The organism is Terrabacter sp. R4-6 (assembly GCF_057529065.1).
Window position 1 is genome coordinate 1,006,855 of record NZ_CP197224.1, and the last position, 20,247, is coordinate 1,027,101.

Here is a 20,247-nt window from a genome sequence, read left to right on the forward strand (position 1 = left end):
GGGCGGCAGGGCGGCATACGCCCTCAGGCCGACAGGCCGAGACGCTCCATCCGGCGGGAGTGCTCGTCGGTGAGGCGGGCGAACATGCGGCCGAGCTCGGCGAGGTCGGCCCCGGCGCGCCCGGGCGCCCCGACGAGGATGCTCGCGAGCGCGTCGCGCTCGACCCCGACGCGCTGGGCCTGGGTGATGGCCTCACCGACGAGGCGACGGCCCCACAGCGCGAGCCGACCCGCGAGGCGCGGGTCGGTGGTGATCGCCTCGCGGACGACGGTGACGGCGAAGTCGGCCTGCCCGGTGTCCTCGAGAACGCTGACGACGAGCGAACGCGTGTCCTCGTCGACGTAGCGGGAGATCTCCCGGTAGAAGTCCTGGGCGATGCCCTCGCCGACGTAGGCCTTGACGAGCCCCTCGAGGAAGTCGGAGGCGGCCGTGCGCTCGTGGAAGGCGTCGACGGCCGGCACGAACGGCTCCATGGCCGACTCCGGCTCGACGCCGAGGGACGTGAGGCGCTCGGTGAGCACGGAGTAGTTCTTCAGCTCGTGCGCGGCGAGGACGGCTAGCGCCGACTTGTGACGCAGCGTGGGCGCGAGCTCGGCGTCCTTGGCGAGCTGGCTGAAGGCCCGCAGCTCGCCGTACGCGAGCGCACCGAGCAGGTCGGTGACGGCGGCGAGGTAGCCGGGCTCGTCGGTGCTCTCCTCGGGGCTCTCAACGGGGCTCTCAACGGGGCTCTCAACGGGGCTCTGCTCGCTGCCTTCCTCGGGGCTCCCACCGTCCGCGTCGAGGTGGGGGCCGGACGTCGCGTCGTCGCTCATGCGCCCAATCTAGTGAACGAGTTCGGGCGTTCTGCCCGCATGCCGGTAGACTGGGCTTGACAACTCGGTGCCCGGTCGGCCCGAAGGTTTGCCCAGATGGTGCTCGCGGACTCCCCGCGCACCGGTGGAGCCCGCACGTGCGAGAGCCACCCACCGTCCCTGACAGTCTCCGATCGGCCCGTCACGCGCCACTGAGCTCCCGCACCGTCGGGGTGCTCGTGCCGATCGAGAGATGCCCATGACCCAGCCCCACGAGACCCCCGCCGACGCGGGGGTCGCCACGGACGCGCCCGAGCCCACCGTCGCCGAGACGGTCGCGGACACGGCTCCCGAGGCCCCCACCGAGACGGCCGAGCCGCTCACCCCCGCGGCCGAGGAGCCGGTCGCCCCCGAGCTGACCTTCGCCGACTTCGACGTCCACCCCGACATCGTCGCCTCGCTCGCCGAGCACGGGATCGTCCACCCGTTCCCCATCCAGGCCATGACGCTGCCCGTCGCCCTCGGCGGCCACGACATCATCGGCCAGGCCAAGACCGGCACCGGCAAGACCCTCGGGTTCGGCGTGCCGATCCTCAACCGCGTCCTCGCCCCCGGCGATGCCGGCTTCGACGAGCAGGCCCGCCCGGGCAAGCCGCAGGCCCTCGCGGTCGCCCCGACGCGCGAGCTCGCCGTTCAGGTCGCCAGCGACCTAGAGCGGGCCGGCCGCAAGCGCGGCGTCCGTGTGCTCACCGTCTACGGCGGCCGCGCCTACGAGCCGCAGATCGAGGCCCTGAAGAAGGGCGTCGAGGTCGTCGTCGGCACGCCCGGCCGCCTCATCGACCTGGCCAAGCAGGGCCACCTCGACCTGTCGCAGGCACGCACCGTCGTGCTCGACGAGGCCGACGAGATGCTCGACCTCGGCTTCCTGCCGGACGTCGAGACGCTCATGTCGCTGACGCCGGCCTCGCGCCAGACGATGCTCTTCTCCGCGACCATGCCGGGCGCCATCGTGGCCCTCGCCCGTCGCTACATGTCCCAGCCGACGCACATCCGTGCCATGGGCGACGAGAACGAGAACGCCCACACGGTCAAGGCCGTCGAGCAGTTCGTCTACCGCGCCCACGCCATGGACAAGGTCGAGATGCTCTCGCGCATGCTCCAGGCCAACGGCCGCGGCCTGACGATCATCTTCAGCCGCACCAAGCGCACCGCCGCCAAGGTCTCCGACGAGCTCGTCGAGCGCGGTTTCGCGGCTGCCGCGATCCACGGCGACCTCGGCCAGGGCGCCCGTGAGCAGGCGCTGCGCGCGTTCCGCAACGGCAAGGTCGACATCCTCGTCGCGACCGACGTCGCGGCCCGTGGCATCGACGTCGAGAACGTCACGCACGTCATCAACTACCAGTGCCCCGAGGACGAGAAGACCTACCTGCACCGCATCGGCCGCACGGCCCGCGCCGGCAACACCGGTGTGGCGGTGACCTTCGTCGACTGGGACGACCTGCACCGCTGGGCGCTCATCAACAAGACGCTCGACCTCGGCATCCCCGAGCCGCAGGAGACCTACTCCAGCTCCGACCACCTCTACAGCGACCTCGACATCCCCACCGATGCCAAGGGCCGCCTGCGCCGCTCGCAGCAGAAGCTCGCGGGCCTCGGCGCCGAGGAGATCGAGGACCTCGGCGAGACCGGCAAGCGCCACGGCAAGTCCGGTGCGGGCGCCGGTCGCGGCGACCGCGACCGCGGCGACCGAGAGCGTGGTGACCGTGGCGGCGACCGTGGGCGCTCGCGCTCCGACCATGGCCGCGGCGACGCCGCAGCGAGCGGGTCGTCCGACACGTCCGACTCCGGCGAGACGCCGGCCGCCGAGGGTGGCGAGAGCCGCCCCCGTCGCAGCCGCAACCGCCGTCGTACGCGTGGTGCGGGGGCTGCGGCCGCCGGTGCCGCGGGCGAGTCCGGTGCCGCCGAGTCGTCGGCTCCCGCCGGCAACGGCCCCGAGGGTGGGTCCGACGCCGCCGAAGGTGGCTCGCGTCCGCCGCGCCGTCGCCGTCGTGGCGGTGCCGGTCGTGGCGGTGCCGGTCGGGGCGAGTCCGCGCCGGCGACGGCCGCCGCGGAGTGACGCCGCGACGTCGGGCCACGACGGCTGACGTCGCACCCAGCACGTGAGAGGCCCGGGCCGACACCACACGGTGTCAGCCCGGGCCTTCGTTGTCCCGTGCGCGCACGCCACGCGACCGGAGGTCCACGCTGCGGTCAGGTGGAGGCGGCCGGCCGGCGCGCTCCTACGCTGGTGGGAGACGCCAGCACCGAGGAGGCCCACCCATGAAGCTCCACGACGGCATCGACGCGCGGCTGCGCGCCTTCATCGAGGCGCAGCACCTCTTCTTCGTCGCGACGGCCCCGCTCGCCGCAGACGGCCACGTCAACCTCTCCCCCAAGGGTCTCGACGGCACCTTCGCCGTGCTCGGTGAGCACGCCGTCGCCTATCTCGACCTCACGGGCAGCGGCGCCGAGACGGTCGCGCACCTGCGCGAGAACGGTCGCGTGACCGTCATGTTCTGTGCCTTCGAGGGCCCGCCCAACATCGTGCGGCTGCACGGGACCGGTCGCTACGTCGCGCTCGGTGACAGCGAGTTCGACTCGTACCGCGGGCTCTTCGCCGACCACCCGGGAGCCAGGGGCGTCGTCGTCGTCGACGTCGAGCGCGTCTCCGACTCGTGCGGGTACGCCGTGCCCCTCATGAGCCACGACGGTGACCGTGACCTGCTGACCCGGTGGGCGGGCAACCGGGGCGACGACGGCCTGGCGACCTACCGCGCCACGAAGAACGCGACCTCCATCGACGGCCTCCCCGCCCTCGACCCGGCGTCCACCCCCACCCCCTCCTGACGCAACACCCCGTGACAGTCACGACACCCCGGGATCGGATCCCGGGGTGTCGTGACCTGCTCGGTGTGTTGCGACGACAGCCACTCGGCGTCAGGCGTTGATCGTCGCGGTGTCGATGACGAAGCGGTAGCGCACGTCGCCGGCGACGACGCGGTCGTAGGCCGCGTCGACCTCGTCGGCCGAGATCGTCTCGACCGTCGCGCCGATGCCGTGCTCGGCGCAGAAGGCCAGCATCTCGGCCGTCGCGGGGATGCCGCCGATGTTCGAGCCGGCCACGACGCGGCTGCCACCGACGACGGCGCCGGGCGCGAAGTCGTAGTTGCCCGTGGGCAGCCCGACGTTGGCGATGACACCGAGCGGGCGCAGCAGGCCGATGTAGGTCTGCATGGGCAGGTCGGCGCTCACCGTGTTGATGATGATGTCGAAGCGGCCCTTGAGGCTCCCCAGCACGCCCTCGTCGCCGGTGGCGAAGTAGTGCGTCGCGCCGAGGGCCTCGCCGTCGCCCTTCTTGGCGTCGGTGCGGCTCAGCACGCTGACCTCGGCGCCCATGGCGGCGGCGAGCTTGACGGCCATGTGGCCGAGGCCGCCGAGGCCGATGACGGCGACCTTCTTGCCGGGACCGGCGCCCCAGCGCTTGAGCGGGGACCACACGGTGATGCCGGCGCAGAGCAGCGGGGCGGCGACGTCGAGCTCGATGCCGTCGGGGATGCCGACGGCGAAGCGCTCGGAGACGACGACCTGCTGGGCGTAGCCGCCCTTGGTCGGCTCGCCGTCGTAGCCCGTGCCGTTGTAGGTCATGACGGCGCCCTTGGAGCAGAACTGCTCCTCGCCGTCCTTGCAGAACTCGCACTCACCGCACGAGTCGACCATGCAGCCGACGCCGACGCGGTCGCCGACCTTGTACTTCGTGACGCCGTCACCGACGGCCGACACGACACCGGCGATCTCGTGTCCGGGGACCATGGGAAAGATCGCGCTGCCCCACTCCTCGCGGACCTGGTGGATGTCGCTGTGGCAGATGCCGGCGAACTTGATGTCGATGAGGACGTCGTCGTCTCGCAGGTCGCGGTGCTCGACGGTCCGGGCCTCGAAGGCGGCTCCGGCGCTCGGTGCGACCAGTGCGGGGGTGGAAATCAAGGGGATTCTCCTTCGTGGTGGGTGGCGACGCTCTCTGGTGCAGCGCACCCTCACCACGGTTCATTCCCCGTCTGCTGGTCGGGTCGAACGTCTGGGACCTGCGTCACAGCCTCGTCAGCAGGGAGTCGGCGACGTCGCGGTAGGCCTGCGCGCCCTTGGACGTGCGGGCCGTCGCGAGGATCGAGCGGCCCACGGCCGGCGCCTCGGCGAAGCGCACCGTCTTGGGGATCGGCGGCTCGAGAACGGGCAGGTCGTAGCGCTCCCCCACGTCGGCGAGCACCTCGCGGGCGTGGTTGCTGCGCCCGTCGAAGAGGGTCGGCAGGATGCCCCAGACCTCGAGGTCGCGGTTGAGGATCTTCTGCACGTCGGCGACGGTGTCGAGCAGCTGCCCGACGCCGCGGTGGCTCAGCATCTCGCACGGCATGGGGATGATGAGGGCGTCGGCGGCCGTGAGCGCGTTGAGCGTCAGCACCCCCAGGCTCGGCGAGCAGTCGAGCAGCACGACGTCGTATGCCGTGTCGGCGCCTTCGAGGGCCGAGCGCAGGACGTACTCGCGGCCGGGTCGCGGTAGGAGCATGGCCTCGGCACCGGCGAGATCGATGGCCGAGGGCACGAGGTCGACGCCCTCCTCGCACGAGACGACGACGTCGCCGAGCTCGGCGGACCCCGTCAGGACGTCGTGGACGGACCGCTCGACGGTGTCGGGGTCGACGCCGAGGGAGAAGGTGAGGCAGGCCTGGGGGTCGAGGTCGACGAGCAGGACACGCTGCCCGAGCTCGGCCAGCGCGGCACCGATGCTCGCGACCGACGTCGTCTTGGCGACGCCGCCCTTCTGGTTCGCCAGGGCGATGACCGTGGGACCGCTGTCGGCGGAGGAGCCTCCGGCACCCCGACGCGCCGTGGACGGGCCGGAGGTGCGGGTGCGGGACGCCATGCGGCCCAGTGTGTCAGGTCGGCCGGTCAGAAGGCCGAGATCGTCCGGGGGGCGCGCTCGGAGCGTGACAGAGCCGACACCAGGGCGCCCTGCCCGTGCCGGCGCGCGGCGAGTCGGGTCAGCAGGGCCACGACGGGGGCTAGCACGTCGTCGGGCAGCCTCGGCGCGGTGAAGCCGACGCTGGCGGCGACGTCCTCGCCGTGGACGACGACCTCCATCATCCGGCCCGTGAGGAAGTCGTCGCGGCGCAGCGCCCAGCCGGTCCAGGGGATGAGGACGGCCCGGTCGGCGTGCTGGTCGGCGAGCGCGTCGGGCAGCTCGGCCCGCGCCGCGACGACCCGCGCGAGGACGACGTCGCGGCCGGCCTCGGCCTGCTCGTCGCTGCCGGACCGGATGGAGACGTTGACGTCGTCGTCGAGGCCACCGGACACCCACGCCGACCGGGCGTAGTGCTCGTCGAGCGCGATGGCGTCGACCGCGGGCTCGGCGCGCAGCAGGGTCAGGGCCGTGACGGGCTGGCTGGCGAGATGGGCGACGAGCCCGCCGACGCTCCATTCGGGCAGCGCGCTCGGCCGGTGCCAGGCGGCGGCGACGTCCTCGCGGGCGACGATGGCGATGACGTGGTCGGCAGCCGCGAGGAACGCCGGCCGCAGGTCGCGCTCGGGTGTGGGCTGGGTGGTGGGTCGGCTGCTGGGCTCAGGCATCGTCGCGCTCCGGTGGGGTGGTCTCGTAGCCGGCGGGCTCCAGGCCGGCCCAGTCGGACTTCTCGGGGCCCATCTGCTGGCCCTCGGGGCAGTGCGCCCGGAAGTCGCACCACGAGCAGATCGCCGAGGTGCGGGGCGCGAAGCGGGTCGACTCGACGCCGACCTCCTTGAACTCGGAGTCGGCGCGGCGCAGGTCGGAGGCGATCGACTCGGCCTCGGCGATCTTGCGTGCGAGCGACTCGTCGGTGTGCTCGTGCGCGGCGACCGTGCCGGAGGGCACGTGGTGGAGCTCGACCCGGTGGCACGGCCGGCGGAACATCCGGGAGGCCGCGACGGCATACAACGCGAGCGGCAGCGACGTGCGCGCGTCGTCGTCGGTGGGCACCTGTCGACCCGTCTTGTAGTCGACGACGACGAGCTCGCCCTCACGGTCGTCGAGCCGGTCGATGCGACCGGTGATGGCGACCTCGTCGGTCTTGAGCGAGACGCTGCGCTCGATGCCGACGGGCTGGTTGTCCCGGTCGCTGGCCCGGAGGTACTCGGTGACGGCGTCGCGGACGCGCAGCCGCCAGGCCGCGGACTGCTCGGGGTCGCGGAAGCCGACGTCGATCCACGACGAGCGGACGAGCTCGGCGACCCCTGCCGGGGTGCGGCGGTCGGCGGGGAGGTCCCAGAAGTCGCGCAGCGCGTTGTGGGTCGCGATGCCGACCGACGTGTGGGCACGCTGCGGGCGGGCCTGCGGGCGCGGGCGGTCGAGGTACTGCATGCGGTAGCGCCGCGGGCAGTCGAGCCACGCGAGCAGTCGCGACGGCGAGCCGGAGTAGAGCGGCGTGGGCATGCCCGCGAAGGTCGTCTGCTGCGCGGGTCCCGTCGTCACGCCGACACCCTACGACCCCGGTGCGACACCCGGTGGGAGGCGTGCACACCACCGACTAGGCGGCGGCGAAGGTGAAGCCCAGGACGACGAAGAGCCACAGCCAGCTCACGAGCAGGCACAGCGCCACCGCCGGCAGGGAGGTCTCCCGGCGCCTCCAGACCGCCGCCAGCACGACCGGGCCCGACGCCGCCGCCAGGGTCAGGCCCCACTGGACCACGAGGTTCTGGACCGTGCTCGCCTGCTGGGTCGTCGTCGGCACGAGACCGGCGACGAGCGGCGCAGTGAGCCCGACGACAAGCATGCCGACCGCGACCCAGCCCAACACCGCGCGCAGACGGGCGGTGAACCGCTCCCCGCGACCGGGACCCCGGCGAGCACGGCGAGGACCGCGGCCACGGCGAGACCGGCGAGGCCCGGGTAGAAGGTCAACGGCTTCACCCCCGCCGGCACGAGGGGGGTGAGGGCGACGAGCGCGGCCGACGCTGCTGCGACCCGGGCCGCGCCCCGGCCGGTGACGAGCCGGGACGGCCCCGTCGGCGCGGGAGGCGTGCGCGAGGTGGGGACGTGGGAGGTCATGACCTGCTCCTTCGACACGCCCACTCTCCGCCGAGACCCGCAGGCGACGCCAGAGGCGTACGTCCCGTTCACGGGCGCACGTCGCGTGTCTAGCCGCCGGACGGCACACCCGCACGCGCGTCGGCCGACCCGGAGGCCTCCGGTGGGGACGTAGCGGTGTCCGGCGGGCCGGGCGCCCGTGGCGAAGCCGCGGCGATCTCGGTGAGCCGGTCTGCAGCCGTGCGGAACTCACGCTCGAGCGCGTCGACGACGTCGGCGACCGGCAGCACCGAACGGATGCTCTGGAGCCCCTGCCCGGCCGCCCACAGCTGCGACCACTTCCTGGCCGGCGACTCGGCCGTGTCGTAGCTCCGGACCCCGTCGTGCACGAGGTGGTCGGGGTCGAGCCCGTGCGCCCGCAGGCTCGGTCGCAGCCAGGACGCGTCCGCCCCCGTGATGCCGTCGCTGACGACGAGGTCGTCGGGGCCGTGCGCGACGACCATCTGCTTGTAGTCGTCGACGGCCCGGCTCTCCGTCGTCGCGAGGAAACGGGTGCCCATGTAGACGAGGTCGGCGCCGGCAGCCACGGCGCCGGCGACCCCGGCGCCGTCGGCGATGCCTCCCCCGACGGTGACCAGACCGTCGAAGAGGTCGCGCACGGCCGACACGAAGGCGAAGGGAGAGAGATGACCGGTGTGCCCGCCGGCGCCCGCGCTGATGCACGCGAGTCCGTCGACGCCCGTGTCGATCGCCTTGCGGGCGAGGACGAGGTCGATGACGTCGGCCACGACGAGCCCGCCGTAGCCCTTGACGGTCTCGATGACGGGCCGGGGCGAGCCGAGGGCCGTGATGACGACGGGCGGCCGGTGCGCCGCGACGAGCGCGAGGTCGTCGGCCAGACGCGTGTTGCTCCGGTGCGTCACGAGGTTGACGGCCCACGGCGCGCCGCCGGAGCCCGAGGCGATCGCCCCGAGCCACTCGTCGAGCTGCTCGGGCGTGCGACAGTTCTGCGTCGGGAACGCTCCGAGGATGCCGGCCCGCGCCGCGGCGACGACGAGCTCGGGGCCCGACACGAGGAACATCGGCGCCGCCACGACGGGGAGCCGCAGCGCCGCGAGCAGCTCCTGCGGCGTCACCCGCTCGCCCCGGGGGTCCCGGCTCCGCCGCCGTCGGGCGCCTCGCGGACCGCGGGCGCGTCCGGTTGCCGCAGCAGGCGCTTGAGCACCTTGCCGACGGGGTTGCGGGGCAGCTCGTCACGCACCTCGAGCCGCTCGGGCAGCTTGAACGAGGCGATGCTGCGCTCCCGGAGCCAGCCGACGAGCTCGTCGAGGGTCAGCGACGCCCCGGGGCGCAGCACGACCACGGCCGCGACGCGCTCCCCCAGCCGCTCGTCGGGGTCGCCGACGACGGCGACGTCGGCGACGGCCGGGTGGTCGGCGATGAGACCCCCGAGCTCGGCCGGGGCGATGTTCATGCCCCCGCGGATCACCTGGTCGCGGGCCCGGTCGAGGTAGCGCAGGTACTGGCCCTGCTCCCCCGCGATCTCGAAGAGGTCGCCGGTGCGGAGGTAGCCACGGTCGTCGAACGGGCTCGGCAGCTCCTCGCCGTGGAGGTAGCCGGCGAAGACGCTCGGTCCGCTGATGTGCAGCTCGCCGGGGTGGCCGGGCTCGGTGACGTCCTCGCCCGTCACGATGTCGACGAGGCGCGTGTCGGTCCACTCACCGGCGCGGGTCGACCACGTCACGCCCGGCGCCCCGAACCGTGGGAAGTACTGTGCACGGTCGTCGGGGTCGGGGAAGTCGACGGGGCTCGACAGCAGCCCGATCCCCTCGTTGGAGCCGAAGAAGTTGATGACGCTGATGCCGTGCCGCTCCTGCCAGCCGCGCACCATCGCCGGCTGCAGCGGCGCAGAGCCGGAGCCGATCCGGGTCAGGCTGCTGACGTCGACCGTCGCCATGAGCTCCTCGTTGCCGAGCAGCATCCAGAGCAGGGCCGGCGGCGCGCACGTGTAGGTGGCCCGCTCGACGGCGACCTGCCCGAGGAACGTCGGCAGGTCGAAGGGGTGGTGCTGCACGAGGACGCAGCCGGTGAGCAGCCACGGCAGGAACATCCCGCTGATGCCGGCCATGTTGATCATCGGGAAGGGGTTGAGCAGCACGTCGCCGACCGTGACCTGCGGCGCCTCGGTGGTCGCGACGCCGACGGCGAGCCAGTCCATGTGGCAGCGCGGCACCCCCTTGGGTGCGCTCTCGGTGCCCGAGGTCCAGCAGATCGTCACGGCGTCGTTGGCCTCGTTGGGGTCGGCGGCGGCATACGCCTCGACGGCCTCTCGATCGGCGTCCGTGGCGGGACCGGGGTGCCACACGCGGACGCCGATGGGCACGTCGGCCGTCTCCTCCTCGGGGCCGTACGCGATGACGGCACGCACCGACTCGACGTCGCCGAGCGCCGTGGCCGCGTCCGCCGACAGGGCGCGGTCACCGAAGTGGGCACTGCTGAGGTATGCCGTGACGCCGGCACTCGCGCACATGGCGGCCACCTCGCGCCCGCGCAGCTGCACGGGCAACGGCGACACGACGACCCCGAGGCGCCAGGCCGCGAGGTAGACCTCGACGAGCTCGACGGAGTTGGCGAGCTGGACCCCGAGCACGTCGCCTCGACCGAGGCCGAGGGACAGCAGGCGGGCGGCGAGGGACGCGACCTCGTCGTCGAGCTCGCGCCACGTCAGCCGTCGCGGCGCCGAGCCGAGCAGCGCCTCGCGGTTGGCGGGGTCGACGACGGCGAGCGCGTCGCCGCGGGCCTGCACCCGGTCGGCGAAGAGCCCGTCCAGCGTGTCCTCGCCCCACCAGCCCCTGGCCCGGTAGTCGGCGACCTTCTCCGGCGGGTGCAGTCCGCGTGCGTTCGCCATGGCTGGGCGCTCCTTCGTGGTTCGGCGTGAGGTGGTCTGTGCGGGACGTGCTTCGGTGTGAGCTGCGTTGCTGCTGTGGGTCTTTCGCCTCGGTACTGGCTGGCTGGGACTAGCGGGCGGACCGACGGTGCGCGCGCGGGACGACCTCGATGTCGCTGCCGTGGAGGTCGGCCGAGCACTGGTCGCAGGCGAGCGCGACGGCGAGCGGAGACCCGCACGGCACGTGCTGCTGGACGAGCGCGGAACCCTCCTCGGCGGCATACCAGTGGTGTGCCCAGTCGATGGCCACGGCGACGACGGGGTAGAAGGCGTGGCCCTTCTCGGTGAGGTGGTACTCGGCGCGGCCGTCCCCGCCGCCCGTGCGGCGCCCCCTGGGCTCGAGCACGCCGATGTCGCAGAACGCGCGGAGCCGCTCGGCGACGAGGCTCGGCGGCGCCCCGAGGGCCTCCTCGAAGTCGCCGAAGCGCGTCAGCCCCCGCAGGGAGGCGCCGATGAGGGCGGAGGACCAGCGGTTGCCGAAGATCGCCATCGTCTCGGGGAAGAGGCCGGCGGAGGTCCGTTCGGTGCGGGGGTCGGACCGCCGCCGTGTCGTCGACTCCGGGACGGACCGCTCCCACGAGCCGCTCGGCCCCCACTCGGCGTGGACGTCGGAGGAGCGCACGACCTCGCGGCAGCCCGTGCACGTCAGGACGGGTGCGAAGTTCTGGCCGCACAGGGCGTGGCGCATCGCCGGCAGGGTGGCGGCGTGCCGCGGCACCCAGCGCCGCTCCCAGTCCCAGATCGCGATCGTGACCGGCCACAGCCCACGGCCGCGCTGCGTCAGGACGTACTCGGCCCGGACCGGCCGCTGCTGGTAGACGACACGGTGGAGCAGGCCCTCGCGCTCCATCGTCGTGAGCCGGGAGGTGAGGACGGCGTTGGAGATGGCGACCTCGTCGAGGAACTGGCCGTAGCGCGTCGTGCCGCGCAGCGCCCGCTGGAGGATGAGGAGGGTCCACTCGTCGCCGAGCAGCCCGAGCATCCGCCCGATGGCGTTCGTCGACCCGGTGTCGAGCCGGGTCGCCACGGTGCCGGGGTCGACGTCGTCGACCACCGACTCAGAGACCGATCGCATCCGCTGCCGTGTCCGCCGTGCTCCACCGTCGCAGCTCTGCCCCCGGGGCCCATGTCGAGTGGGTGCCGCTCGAGATCCGCTCGGGCAGCCGGAGCTTGCACACCGGCCCGTCGGAGACCCGGGCCGCGTCGAGGACGACGCAGTACGAGGCGTCGTCGTTCATGTCGGTCGTCAGCGTCACGAGGTAGCCGTCGTCCTCGGCGGTGCTCCCGACCCTGGGTGCCATCGCCGTCTCGCTGCCGAAGACGTTGTCCCCGAAGGAGAACCGCTCCTCCGTGCCCGAGTGCAGGTCGTGCTTAACGAGGCCGTCGAAGAGGAACCACGCGGGCTTGCCCGTCGCGGCGTACGCGTAGCGGTAGGCCCCACCGGCATACGAGCCGTTCATCATGCCGAACTCGGTGATGCTGTCGGAGAGCGGCGACTCGGTGACGAGACCGGTGCGGAGGTTGAGGCGCCAGCGGTGCAGGCGCGCCTGCATGCGGTCGAGCGCGAGGAAGCGGAAGGCCCGCTCCCACCGGTCGCCCATGCCGTTGTCCTTCGGCTCGGGGTCGCCCTGGAAGAAGCCGTCGAGGACGATCTCGTCGCCCTCCTCGTACGCGTTGACGAAGTGGAGGACGTACGTCGGGTCGGCCTCGAACCAGCGGATGTCGCTCGTCTGCCCCCGCCGCGGGATGACGGCGAATCGGCTCGGCATGTCGCGGTGGAAGCGCGCGACGTGCGCGCCCTTGGCGAGGGCCTCCGGCTCCCAGAAGAGGGGGAAGTCGCCCAGGACGACGTAGTTCTCGGTGAAGGCCATGTCGTGCGGCAGCCGCGGCCCCGGCAGCGGGACGTCGACGTAGTGGACGAGGTCGTCCGCCTCGTCGACGACGCCGTAGTGCATGTACGGCGCCTCCTTGCTGTAGTTGAAGAAGAGCAGCTCGCCGGTGCGGTCGTCGACCTTCGGGTGCGCCGAGACGCCCCAGTCGAAGGGGAAGCGGCCGTTCCACGTCGCCTTGCCGAGGGTCTCGGCCGACATCGGGTCGACGCGGTAGAGGTCGCCGCACTGGTAGAAGCTCGTGAGGGCCGTGCCACGGTGGACGATGACGTCGGTCGACGACGCGTCCTTCATCTGGCGGCGAGCGCCCCAGCCGTCCTCGCGCAGGGAGAGGTAGGGCGGCTCGGCGAGACCGGCCCACAGCGACTGCCCGGCCTCCTGCTCGGCGAGGAAGCCGTCGGTGCGCACGAACCGGTTGCGGTAGAAGGCCTTTCCGTCACGGAAGCCGACGACGTGGACCATGCCGTCGCCGTCGAACGGGTGGTAGTGCTTGAGCGACGGATGGACGGGGTTCTCCGTGTTGCGCAGGTAGACGCCATCGAGGTCGGTGGGCACCTCACCCTCGACGACGTCGAGGTCGTCCGCCCTCCACTCGGTCGTCTGCGGCTGCCACGGGCCGGTGCGGTAGGGGTGGTCGTCGTCCGCGGGCAGGGTCGAGAGCATCCGACCGACGATGTCGACATCCATCCGGGTCTCCTTGGCTCGCAGTGGTTTGCGTGGTTCGGTCAGTGGCTGGGAGTCAGCGGTCAGTCGGCGACGGCGCCGACGACGAGGCTGACGGTGGTGGCGGTGCTGCCGCCGAAGTTCAAGGTGCCGAAGGTGCGGGCACCCTCCACCTGGTAGTCGCCTGCGGTGTCGCTGACCTGCTTGGCCGCGTCGACGAGCATGCGTATGCCGCTGGCCCCCACCGGGTGGCCGCCGCCGATGAGCCCGCCGCTCGGGTTGATGGGCAGTCGTCCGCCGGGAGCGATGGAGCCGTCCTCGACGGCCTTCCACGACTCCCCCGGTCCGGTGAGGCCGATGTGGTCGATGGCGAGATACTCGGTCGGGGTGAAGCAGTCGTGCACCTCGAAGCCGTCGAGGTCCTCGAGGGTGACGCCGGCCCGGTCGAACGCGTCGGTCACGGCCCGGCGCACGTGGGGCAGGACGTACAGCTCGTCGCGGTCACGGTCGAGCTTCTGCCGCAGACCGAGGCCGACGGTGCGGTGGCCCCAGCCCTCGATGCGCGCGACGGGTCGGCGTCCCGGGTGGTCGCGCAGCCAGGCGTCGGAGACGAGGACCACGCCGGCGGCGCCGTCGGTGACCTGGCTGCAGTCGTAGCGGCGGATCCGGCCTTCGACGACGGGGTTGCGCACGTCGTCGGTCGCGTCGGGTCCGGTGAGGTCCGGAACGTCCCAGCCGCGGGTCTGGGCGTTGGGGTTGCGCCGGGCGTTCGCGAGGTTCAGCGCGGCTATGGCGCGCAGGTGGGTGTCGTCGAGCCCGTGCCGACGGTCGTACTCGTCGGCGATGGCGCTGAAGACGTGGGGCCACATGAAGCGGGCGCCCTCGCCGTCGTGCCCGACCCAGGCGGCTGCGCCGAGGTGCGTGGCGGCCTCGTCGCCGGGCACGGTCTTCTCGAGCTCGACGCCGAGCACGAGGGCGCAGTCGTAGTGGCCCGCGCGCAGGTCGGCCATGGCGGCGAGCAGTGCCACGCCGCCGGACGCGCACGCGGCCTCGTGCCGCGCAGCGGGCAGGCCCCAGAGGCCGGGACGGACCGTCGCCGGCATGGCGCCGAGATGGCCCTGGCCGGTGAAGAGCTGGCCGAAGGCGTTGCCGACGTGGATCACGTCGACGTCGGTTGCGTCGGCACGACTCGCCTCGAGGGTGCGGTCGACGATCTCGCCCACGAGGTCGGAGACGTCTCCGCCCTCACGGGTCAGGTGGCGCGCGAAGTCCGTCTGGGAGCCGCCGAGCACCCAGAGTCCCGTGCGGGGGGTGCTCGCGTTGCCGGCCGTCATGTCCGCCTCCGCTCCCGACGCCGCCGTCGGTGCCCAGCCTTGCCCTTCTCCGGGCACGGTACTACAACTAGCAGAGTGACTCGCCGGGTGCGACGAGGTGGATCCGGGCCGGGCGCGACACCGGGCGCGGCGGCCCTCGCGGGCTCAGGCCGGACCGATCGGGAGGACGGATGGGCGACGGTGACGACGCGTACGTCCTCGACGTCGTGCGCACCCCCCGCGGGCGTGCGTCCGCACGCGGTTCGCTGCACGGCCTCACGGCCATCGACCTCGTCGTGCACCTCCAACGGGCCCTCGTCGAGCGCACCGGGATCGACCCGGGACGCGTCGACGACGTGACGCTGGGCTGCGCGACCCAGGTCGACGAGCAGGGGGCCGACCTCGCCCGCACCGCCTCGCTCGTCGCCGGCTGGGGCCCCTCCGTGCCGGGCGTCACCCTCAACCGCTTCTGCGCGTCCGGCATCGACGCCGTCGGCCAGACCGCGGCCCGGGTGCGCGCGGGCGACCTCGAGCTCGCCGTCGCCGGAGGCGTCGAGAGCGTGTCGCGCGTGCCGATGTTCGCCGACCGTGGGGCGCTGTATGCCGACCCAGCCCTCGTGCGCCGCCTCGGCTCGGTCCACATGGGGATCGCCGCCGACCTCAACGCGACCCTCGAGGGCTTCACCCGCGAGCAGCTCGACGCCTACGGCCTCGAGACGCAGACCAAGGCGACGCGGGCGCGGGCGGAAGGTGCCTTCGCACGGTCCCTCGTGCCGGTGCCGGCCGACGGGCGCGGTCCCGGCCTCGACCACGACGAGCTCGTCCGACCCGGCACGACCGCCGAGTCGCTCGCGGCCCTGACGCCCGCCTTCGCGCAGCTGGGGGCGGACGGCCAGGACGCCGTCGCGCTCGCCGCGGCGGACGGCATACGCCCTCTCGACCGGATCGACCACCTGCACACCGTGGGCACCTCCCCGTCCGTCGCGGACGCGGCAGCGCTGCTGCTCGTCGGGTCGGCCCGGGCCGCCCGGGCCTCAGGCCTCGCGCCGCGGGCGCGCATCGTCGCCGCCGCGTCGACCGCTGTCGACCCCGTCGTCATGCTCACCGCCGGACAGTCGGCCGTCGAGCGGGTGCTCGCGCGGGCGGGCTTGTCTGCGAGGGACGTCGACGTCTTCGAGTTCGCCGAGGCCTTCTCGGCGCTGTGCCTGCGCTTCCGCCGCGACCTCGACGCCGGGCCGGACCGGATGAACCCCGACGGCGGCACCATGGCGATGGGTCACGCCTTCGGGGCGACCGGCGCCATCCTCGTCGGCCAGTGCATCGAGGCGCTCGAGCGTCGCGGCGGGCGCTGGGGCGTCGCGGCCGTCAGCGGAGCCGCCGGGCTCGGCACGGCCGTCCTCGTCGAGCGCGTCGACGGCTGATGGACATGCGCCCGTCGGCCCTCAGCCCTCGCCGTTGACGAAGGCCCGCACCGAGTCGGCAACCATCTGCACGGCGATCGCCGACAGCAGCAGGCCCGCGATGCGGGTGAGCAGCATCGTGCCGCTCTCGCGCAGCAGCCCGCGCACCTGTCCGGCGAAGCGGAGCACGAGGTAGACGACGAGCATCGCGCCGACGAGGGCGGCGCCGACCGCGGTGTACGCCCCCGTCGTGTCGGAGCCCTGCACGGCGAGCATCGTCGCGACGATCGCGCCCGGGCCGGCGAGCAGCGGCGTGCCGAGCGGCACCAGGGCGACGTTGACGCCGGCGTCGGCCAGCGAGTCGGACTCCTTGCCCGTCAGCAGCTCGAGCGCGACGAGGAGCAGGAGCAGTCCGCCGGCGCCCTGGAGCGCGGCGATCGAGATGTGGAGGTAGTCGAGGATGCTCTTGCCGAAGAGCGCGAACATCCCGATGACGAAGACCGCGACGAGCGAGGCACGCCGGGCCGCGACGTGGCGCTGGACCTTCGTCAGCGACCCGGTCAGGGCGAGGAAGATCGGCACCGCGCCCGGCGGGTCGAGGATGACGACCAGGGTGATGAAGGTGCTGAGGAAGACGGTCGTGTCGAAGACGCTCACGGCCTCAGGACCTCCGTGGCCCCGCTCGAGGCCGCCTCGATCGAGTCGAGCACCTCCGGGGCCGTCGTGTTCTCGGCGAGCCGGTTGCGCTTGCCCTCGCCGTGGTAGTCGCTCGACCCCGTGAGCAGCAGCCCGAGCCGGTCGGCGAGCGCCGTCGCCCGCGCGACCTCCTCGGGGCCGTGGTCGCGGTGGAACGCCTCGAGCCCGACGAGCCCGGCGTCGCGCATCCGCTCGACGAGCGCGTCGTCGAGGTCGCCGGACCGGGTGCGCGTGAAGGGGTGCGCGATGACCGGCACGCCGCCCGCCGCCCGGACGAGCTCGACGGCGCGCACGGGGTCCGGGGCGTAGTGGCCGACGTAGTAGGGCGAGTCGTCGCCGAGCCACGACCGGAACGCCTCGTCGCGGTGACGGATCGTGCCGTTGGCGATGAGGGCGTCCGCGATGTGCGGTCGACCGGGCGTGGCGTCGGGGCCCACCTGGGCGAGCACCTCGTCGTAGCCCAGAGGTATGCCGTCCGCCGCCATGAGCGCGACCATCCGCTCGAGCCGCGTGGACCGGGAGTCGCGGGCGCGGGCCAGCTCCTCCATGAGGGGCCGGTCACCGGCGTCGGGCAGGTAGCCGAGCAGGTGGATCGAGGAGTGGCGCCACGCGCACGAGATCTCGATGCCGCGCACGAGGGTCACGCCGTGGACGCGGGCGGCCTCGGCGGCCTCGGCCCAGCCGGTGACCGTGTCGTGGTCGGTGATGGCGAGGACGTCGACCCCCGCCGTGGCCGCGGCGGCGACGAGCTCGGCCGGTGTCTCCGTGCCGTCGCTGACCGCCGAGTGGGTGTGCAGGTCGATGACCGGGCGCGGGTGCCCTGCACTGTCGGTCCCGGTCGGAGTCACGCCCCCAGCGTAGGGGCGTCCGCGGTCCCCTTCGGCCACGGCCCGTCCGTGCGGGTGAGCAGCAGGTGACCGTTGCTGGCAACCTTTGCGGGGCACCGCCCGTAGGTAGGGCATGACGAGCAGGGACAGGGGAACGACGTGAGCCGCCGCAGCGCTGCGCGCGATGCCGACTTCACGGCCTTCATGGAGCAGGCCGGCCCGGCACTGCTGCGCACGGCGTGGCTGCTGACGGGCGACCACCACAGGGCGCAGGAGCTGACGCAGGCCGCGCTCGTCAAGACGTACGTCGCCTGGCCGCGCGTGCGGGAGGGTGAGGCGCTGGCGTACGCCCGTCGGGTCCTCGTCAACCACCGCACCGACGTGTGGCGCGCGACGCGCCGCGAGCTGGTCACGGACATCCCGCCCGACACGACGCCCGACACGAGGCCCGACACGTCCCGGCGCGACGCCGTGCGGACGAGCGACGACCGCGACCTCGTCGTCCGCCTGCTCCGCACCCTGCCCGAGCAGCAACGCACCGTCGTCGTGCTTCGCTACTACACCGACCTCTCCGAGCAGGCGACGGCCGAGGTGCTCGGGATCTCCGTCGGCGCCGTCAAGAGCGCCGGCTCGCGCGGCCTCGCGGCGCTGCGGTCGGCGCTGGCCACCGCGGAGGCCCTCGATGAGGCTGCCGGGGGGCCCGAGACGCTCGCTGACCGCACCCCACCGACGACCCGACCGACCACCCCACCGACGCAGACCCCCACCGACGCTGGAAGGAGCGCCCGATGAACGCCGCACCGGACACCGACATCAGGGCGGCCCTCGACGACGCCACCCATGTCGCCGGCCTGACCTTCAGCCCCGACGCCGTGCTCGCCGAGGGTCACCGCGTCGTGCGTCGTCGGCGGATCGCGGCGGCCGCCGCCGTCGCGGCCGCCACCGCCGTCGTCGCGGTCGTCGCCGTCCAGCTCGGCGCCGGCCGGCCCCGTGCCCTGCCCGCCGGCGACCCGAGCTCGAGCCAGACGGCCGTCGCGGCGGCCCTGGACGAGTCCGCCCAGCTCTACCCAGACGACTCCTCCCAGTCGACCAAAGCGTCCGGCATCCGGGTCGAGATCGCGAGCGCCGCGGGTGGCAAGGTGCGGGAGACATGGTTCGTCCTCGACGGCGCCACGCGCGTCAAGACCGTGCGGCGGGAGGTGCCCCGCCCGCAGGTGGGCGGGTCCAGCCTGCTGCTGCCGGCGGAGAGCGGCCTGCCGGGCGTCGTCGCCGGGTGGGTCGAGACCGGGACGCCGCGCACCATCAATGCCGGCCCCGTCTTCGCGCCGGACGTCACGATGTCCGGCGGCTCGGGGGCCACCACCCGGCTCGTCCCGGCCGGAGGCGGCCCTGCCCCGACGCGCTACCTCTTCGTCAGGCAGGTCGCGGGGTTCGATGCTGCCCAGCTGGTCGGGGTCGTGTGGACCGATGCGTTGGACGACGCCGACCCGACCAAGGTCGGATACCGGGCAGCGCTGACGACCAATGCCCGGACGGACCTGCACCGGGCGGTCCTCACGACCCCGGACGGCACCATGCGGGTCCTGTGGACGGACGACGAGCAGAGCGGCCTCCTCTGGGTCCCGGGCGCGATCGAGGGTCCGAGCGGGGCGGCCCCGCTGCGCATCCTGCCCGTCCCGGCCCGGACCGGCGTCGAGCCGACGCCCGACCTCGTCTTCGGGTGGGCCGACGGCACGAAGGAGGTCAGCGTGACGTCGTCGGACCCCACGGACGACGTCGTGGTGTCGACCCAGCAGGTTGACGGCCGAACGGCTTTCGTCGTCGCGCCCACCTCGACCCAGCACGTCAAAGGTGAGCTGACGGTCAAGGGTGGCGGTACCTCGACCACCGTCGGCTTCGCCCAGGCGCGGAAGGGCTGAACGGGCGGCCGGCTCGTGGAGATCCCCCGGCACCAGGTGCCGGAGGATCTCCACGAAGGCCACGAGGGTCAGGCCTGGGCGGGCGCCTCGGGCGTGGCGTCGCGGCCGGGCCAGTTCTTGTCTGGGACGGGGACGGGTCGGCCGGGCTGCTCGCCGCCGCGCGCCTCGAGGTACTTGTCCTTGGGCACCATGACCTTGCGGCGGAAGATGCACACGACCGTGCCGTCCTGCTTGTAGCCGATCGTCTCGACGTGGACGACGCCGCGGTCGTCCTTCGAGGTCGACTCCCACTTGTCGAGCACCGTCGTCTCGCCGTAGATCGTGTCGCCGTGGAAGGTCGGAGCGACGTGGCGCAGCGACTCGATCTCGAGGTTGGCGATGGCCTTGCCCGACACGTCCGGCACCGACATGCCGAGCAGCAGCGAGTAGACGTAGTTGCCGACGACGACGTTCTGCCCGAACTGCGTCGACCCCGCGGCGTAGTGGGTGTCGAGGTGGAGCGGGTGGTGGTTCATCGTCAGCAGGCAGAAGAGGTGGTCGTCGTACTCCGTGACCGTCTTGCCGGGCCAGTGCCGGTAGACCGCACCGACCTCGAACTCCTCGTAGCTGCGTCCGAACTGCATGCCCGCTCCTCGTCGAAGGTGGTCACCCGGCCCCGCTGGGACGAGCGGCTCCCAGCCTGCCGGAGCGGGCGGCATACGCCCATGCT

The 20,247-nt window shown here is 73.1% G+C and carries 19 protein-coding genes; 5 read left to right on the plus strand and 14 right to left on the minus strand.

The window, feature by feature from the left end:
- Nucleotides 1-23: 23 nt before the first annotated feature.
- Nucleotides 24-812: a ferritin-like fold-containing protein gene (locus ACSSS0_RS04710; protein ID WP_487230234.1), complete on the minus strand. Its 789-nt coding sequence runs from the start codon at nt 810-812 to the stop codon at nt 24-26.
- A 238-nt stretch (nt 813-1,050) separates the two neighbouring features.
- Here ACSSS0_RS04710 and ACSSS0_RS04715 point away from each other — a divergent pair, with 238 nt between their 5' ends.
- Together ACSSS0_RS04715 and ACSSS0_RS04720 are read left to right on the plus strand one after the other, a co-directional pair.
- The gene (locus tag ACSSS0_RS04715; RefSeq protein WP_487230235.1) at nt 1,051-2,907 is read left to right on the plus strand and encodes a DEAD/DEAH box helicase; all 1,857 of its coding nucleotides are present in this window, start codon (nt 1,051-1,053) and stop codon (nt 2,905-2,907) included.
- Nucleotides 2,908-3,110: 203 nt separating this feature from the next.
- Nucleotides 3,111-3,677: a pyridoxamine 5'-phosphate oxidase family protein gene (locus tag ACSSS0_RS04720; RefSeq protein ID WP_487230236.1), complete on the plus strand. Its 567-nt coding sequence runs from the start codon at nt 3,111-3,113 to the stop codon at nt 3,675-3,677.
- 90 nt (nt 3,678-3,767) lie between these two features.
- Here the strand turns inward: ACSSS0_RS04720 and ACSSS0_RS04725 are convergent, their stop codons facing one another.
- The 10 genes from ACSSS0_RS04725 to ACSSS0_RS04770 form a co-directional block, all read right to left on the minus strand.
- Nucleotides 3,768-4,814, minus strand: a complete 1,047-nt coding sequence (locus tag ACSSS0_RS04725) for an NAD(P)-dependent alcohol dehydrogenase (protein ID WP_487230237.1) — start codon at nt 4,812-4,814, stop codon at nt 3,768-3,770.
- Between the two features lie 103 nt (nt 4,815-4,917).
- Complete coding sequence (locus ACSSS0_RS04730; RefSeq protein WP_487230238.1) at nt 4,918-5,748, minus strand: ParA family protein; 831 nt, start codon at nt 5,746-5,748, stop codon at nt 4,918-4,920.
- A 26-nt stretch (nt 5,749-5,774) separates the two neighbouring features.
- Complete coding sequence (locus ACSSS0_RS04735) at nt 5,775-6,452, minus strand: maleylpyruvate isomerase N-terminal domain-containing protein (protein ID WP_487230239.1); 678 nt, start codon at nt 6,450-6,452, stop codon at nt 5,775-5,777.
- Nucleotides 6,445-7,329, minus strand: a complete 885-nt coding sequence (locus tag ACSSS0_RS04740) for a RecB family exonuclease (protein WP_487230240.1) — start codon at nt 7,327-7,329, stop codon at nt 6,445-6,447. Before ACSSS0_RS04740 ends, ACSSS0_RS04735 begins: the two co-directional genes overlap by 8 nt.
- 55 nt (nt 7,330-7,384) lie before the next feature.
- Complete coding sequence (locus tag ACSSS0_RS04745; protein WP_487230241.1) at nt 7,385-7,630, minus strand: hypothetical protein; 246 nt, start codon at nt 7,628-7,630, stop codon at nt 7,385-7,387.
- A 364-nt stretch (nt 7,631-7,994) separates the two neighbouring features.
- Nucleotides 7,995-9,020 (minus strand): NAD(P)H-dependent flavin oxidoreductase, encoded by a 1,026-nt coding sequence (locus ACSSS0_RS04750; protein ID WP_487230242.1) that lies wholly within the window; start codon nt 9,018-9,020, stop codon nt 7,995-7,997.
- Entirely contained in the window at nt 9,017-10,792 is a 1,776-nt protein-coding gene (locus tag ACSSS0_RS04755; RefSeq protein ID WP_487230243.1) for a class I adenylate-forming enzyme family protein, read from the minus strand. Before ACSSS0_RS04755 ends, ACSSS0_RS04750 begins: the two co-directional genes overlap by 4 nt.
- Nucleotides 10,793-10,901: 109 nt before the next feature.
- On the minus strand, nt 10,902-11,906 hold the full coding sequence (locus tag ACSSS0_RS04760; RefSeq protein ID WP_487230244.1) for a winged helix-turn-helix transcriptional regulator: 1,005 nt from the start codon (nt 11,904-11,906) through the stop codon (nt 10,902-10,904).
- Nucleotides 11,890-13,407 carry a carotenoid oxygenase family protein gene (locus tag ACSSS0_RS04765; RefSeq protein ID WP_487230245.1) on the minus strand — a complete coding sequence of 506 codons (1,518 nt, stop codon included), beginning with the start codon at nt 13,405-13,407 and terminating at the stop codon, nt 11,890-11,892. Before ACSSS0_RS04765 ends, ACSSS0_RS04760 begins: the two co-directional genes overlap by 17 nt.
- 59 nt (nt 13,408-13,466) lie before the next feature.
- Complete coding sequence (locus ACSSS0_RS04770) at nt 13,467-14,717, minus strand: acetyl-CoA acetyltransferase (protein WP_487230246.1); 1,251 nt, start codon at nt 14,715-14,717, stop codon at nt 13,467-13,469.
- 170 nt (nt 14,718-14,887) lie between these two features.
- Between ACSSS0_RS04770 and ACSSS0_RS04775 the strand changes: the two genes are divergently transcribed.
- Nucleotides 14,888-16,117: an acetyl-CoA C-acyltransferase gene (locus ACSSS0_RS04775; RefSeq protein ID WP_487230247.1), complete on the plus strand. Its 1,230-nt coding sequence runs from the start codon at nt 14,888-14,890 to the stop codon at nt 16,115-16,117.
- A gap of 21 nt (nt 16,118-16,138) precedes the next feature.
- Here the strand turns inward: ACSSS0_RS04775 and ACSSS0_RS04780 are convergent, their stop codons facing one another.
- Both ACSSS0_RS04780 and ACSSS0_RS04785 read right to left on the minus strand, forming a co-directional pair.
- On the minus strand, nt 16,139-16,753 hold the full coding sequence (locus ACSSS0_RS04780) for a MarC family protein (protein ID WP_435985064.1): 615 nt from the start codon (nt 16,751-16,753) through the stop codon (nt 16,139-16,141).
- Nucleotides 16,750-17,640: a PHP domain-containing protein gene (locus ACSSS0_RS04785; RefSeq protein WP_487230248.1), complete on the minus strand. Its 891-nt coding sequence runs from the start codon at nt 17,638-17,640 to the stop codon at nt 16,750-16,752. The genes ACSSS0_RS04780 and ACSSS0_RS04785 overlap by 4 nt, the downstream gene beginning before the upstream one ends.
- Before the next feature lie 138 nt (nt 17,641-17,778).
- Between ACSSS0_RS04785 and ACSSS0_RS04790 the strand changes: the two genes are divergently transcribed.
- Together ACSSS0_RS04790 and ACSSS0_RS04795 are read left to right on the plus strand one after the other, a co-directional pair.
- Nucleotides 17,779-18,411 (plus strand): SigE family RNA polymerase sigma factor, encoded by a 633-nt coding sequence (locus ACSSS0_RS04790; protein WP_487230249.1) that lies wholly within the window; start codon nt 17,779-17,781, stop codon nt 18,409-18,411.
- Nucleotides 18,408-19,538: a hypothetical protein gene (locus tag ACSSS0_RS04795; protein ID WP_487230250.1), complete on the plus strand. Its 1,131-nt coding sequence runs from the start codon at nt 18,408-18,410 to the stop codon at nt 19,536-19,538. Before ACSSS0_RS04790 ends, ACSSS0_RS04795 begins: the two co-directional genes overlap by 4 nt.
- A 68-nt stretch (nt 19,539-19,606) precedes the next feature.
- On the opposite strand, the gene ACSSS0_RS04800 is transcribed toward ACSSS0_RS04795, so the two are convergent.
- On the minus strand, nt 19,607-20,236 hold the full coding sequence (locus ACSSS0_RS04800) for a MaoC family dehydratase (RefSeq protein WP_487231187.1): 630 nt from the start codon (nt 20,234-20,236) through the stop codon (nt 19,607-19,609).
- Between the last annotated feature and the right edge of the window lie 11 nt (nt 20,237-20,247).

Coding starts and splice junctions, on each gene's coding strand:
- ACSSS0_RS04760 (WP_487230244.1), bottom strand. CDS start 11,906: ATGCGATCGGTCTCTGAGTCGGTGGTCGACGACGTCGACCCCGGCACC.
- ACSSS0_RS04715 (WP_487230235.1), top strand. CDS start 1,051: ATGACCCAGCCCCACGAGACCCCCGCCGACGCGGGGGTCGCCACGGAC.
- ACSSS0_RS04710 (WP_487230234.1), bottom strand. CDS start 812: ATGAGCGACGACGCGACGTCCGGCCCCCACCTCGACGCGGACGGTGGG.
- ACSSS0_RS04730 (WP_487230238.1), bottom strand. CDS start 5,748: ATGGCGTCCCGCACCCGCACCTCCGGCCCGTCCACGGCGCGTCGGGGT.
- ACSSS0_RS04775 (WP_487230247.1), top strand. CDS start 14,888: ATGGGCGACGGTGACGACGCGTACGTCCTCGACGTCGTGCGCACCCCC.
- ACSSS0_RS04735 (WP_487230239.1), bottom strand. CDS start 6,452: ATGCCTGAGCCCAGCAGCCGACCCACCACCCAGCCCACACCCGAGCGC.
- ACSSS0_RS04720 (WP_487230236.1), top strand. CDS start 3,111: ATGAAGCTCCACGACGGCATCGACGCGCGGCTGCGCGCCTTCATCGAG.
- ACSSS0_RS04795 (WP_487230250.1), top strand. CDS start 18,408: ATGAACGCCGCACCGGACACCGACATCAGGGCGGCCCTCGACGACGCC.
- ACSSS0_RS04755 (WP_487230243.1), bottom strand. CDS start 10,792: ATGGCGAACGCACGCGGACTGCACCCGCCGGAGAAGGTCGCCGACTAC.
- ACSSS0_RS04765 (WP_487230245.1), bottom strand. CDS start 13,407: ATGGATGTCGACATCGTCGGTCGGATGCTCTCGACCCTGCCCGCGGAC.
- ACSSS0_RS04745 (WP_487230241.1), bottom strand. CDS start 7,630: ATGCTTGTCGTCGGGCTCACTGCGCCGCTCGTCGCCGGTCTCGTGCCG.
- ACSSS0_RS04800 (WP_487231187.1), bottom strand. CDS start 20,236: ATGCCGCCCGCTCCGGCAGGCTGGGAGCCGCTCGTCCCAGCGGGGCCG.
- ACSSS0_RS04770 (WP_487230246.1), bottom strand. CDS start 14,717: ATGACGGCCGGCAACGCGAGCACCCCCCGCACGGGACTCTGGGTGCTC.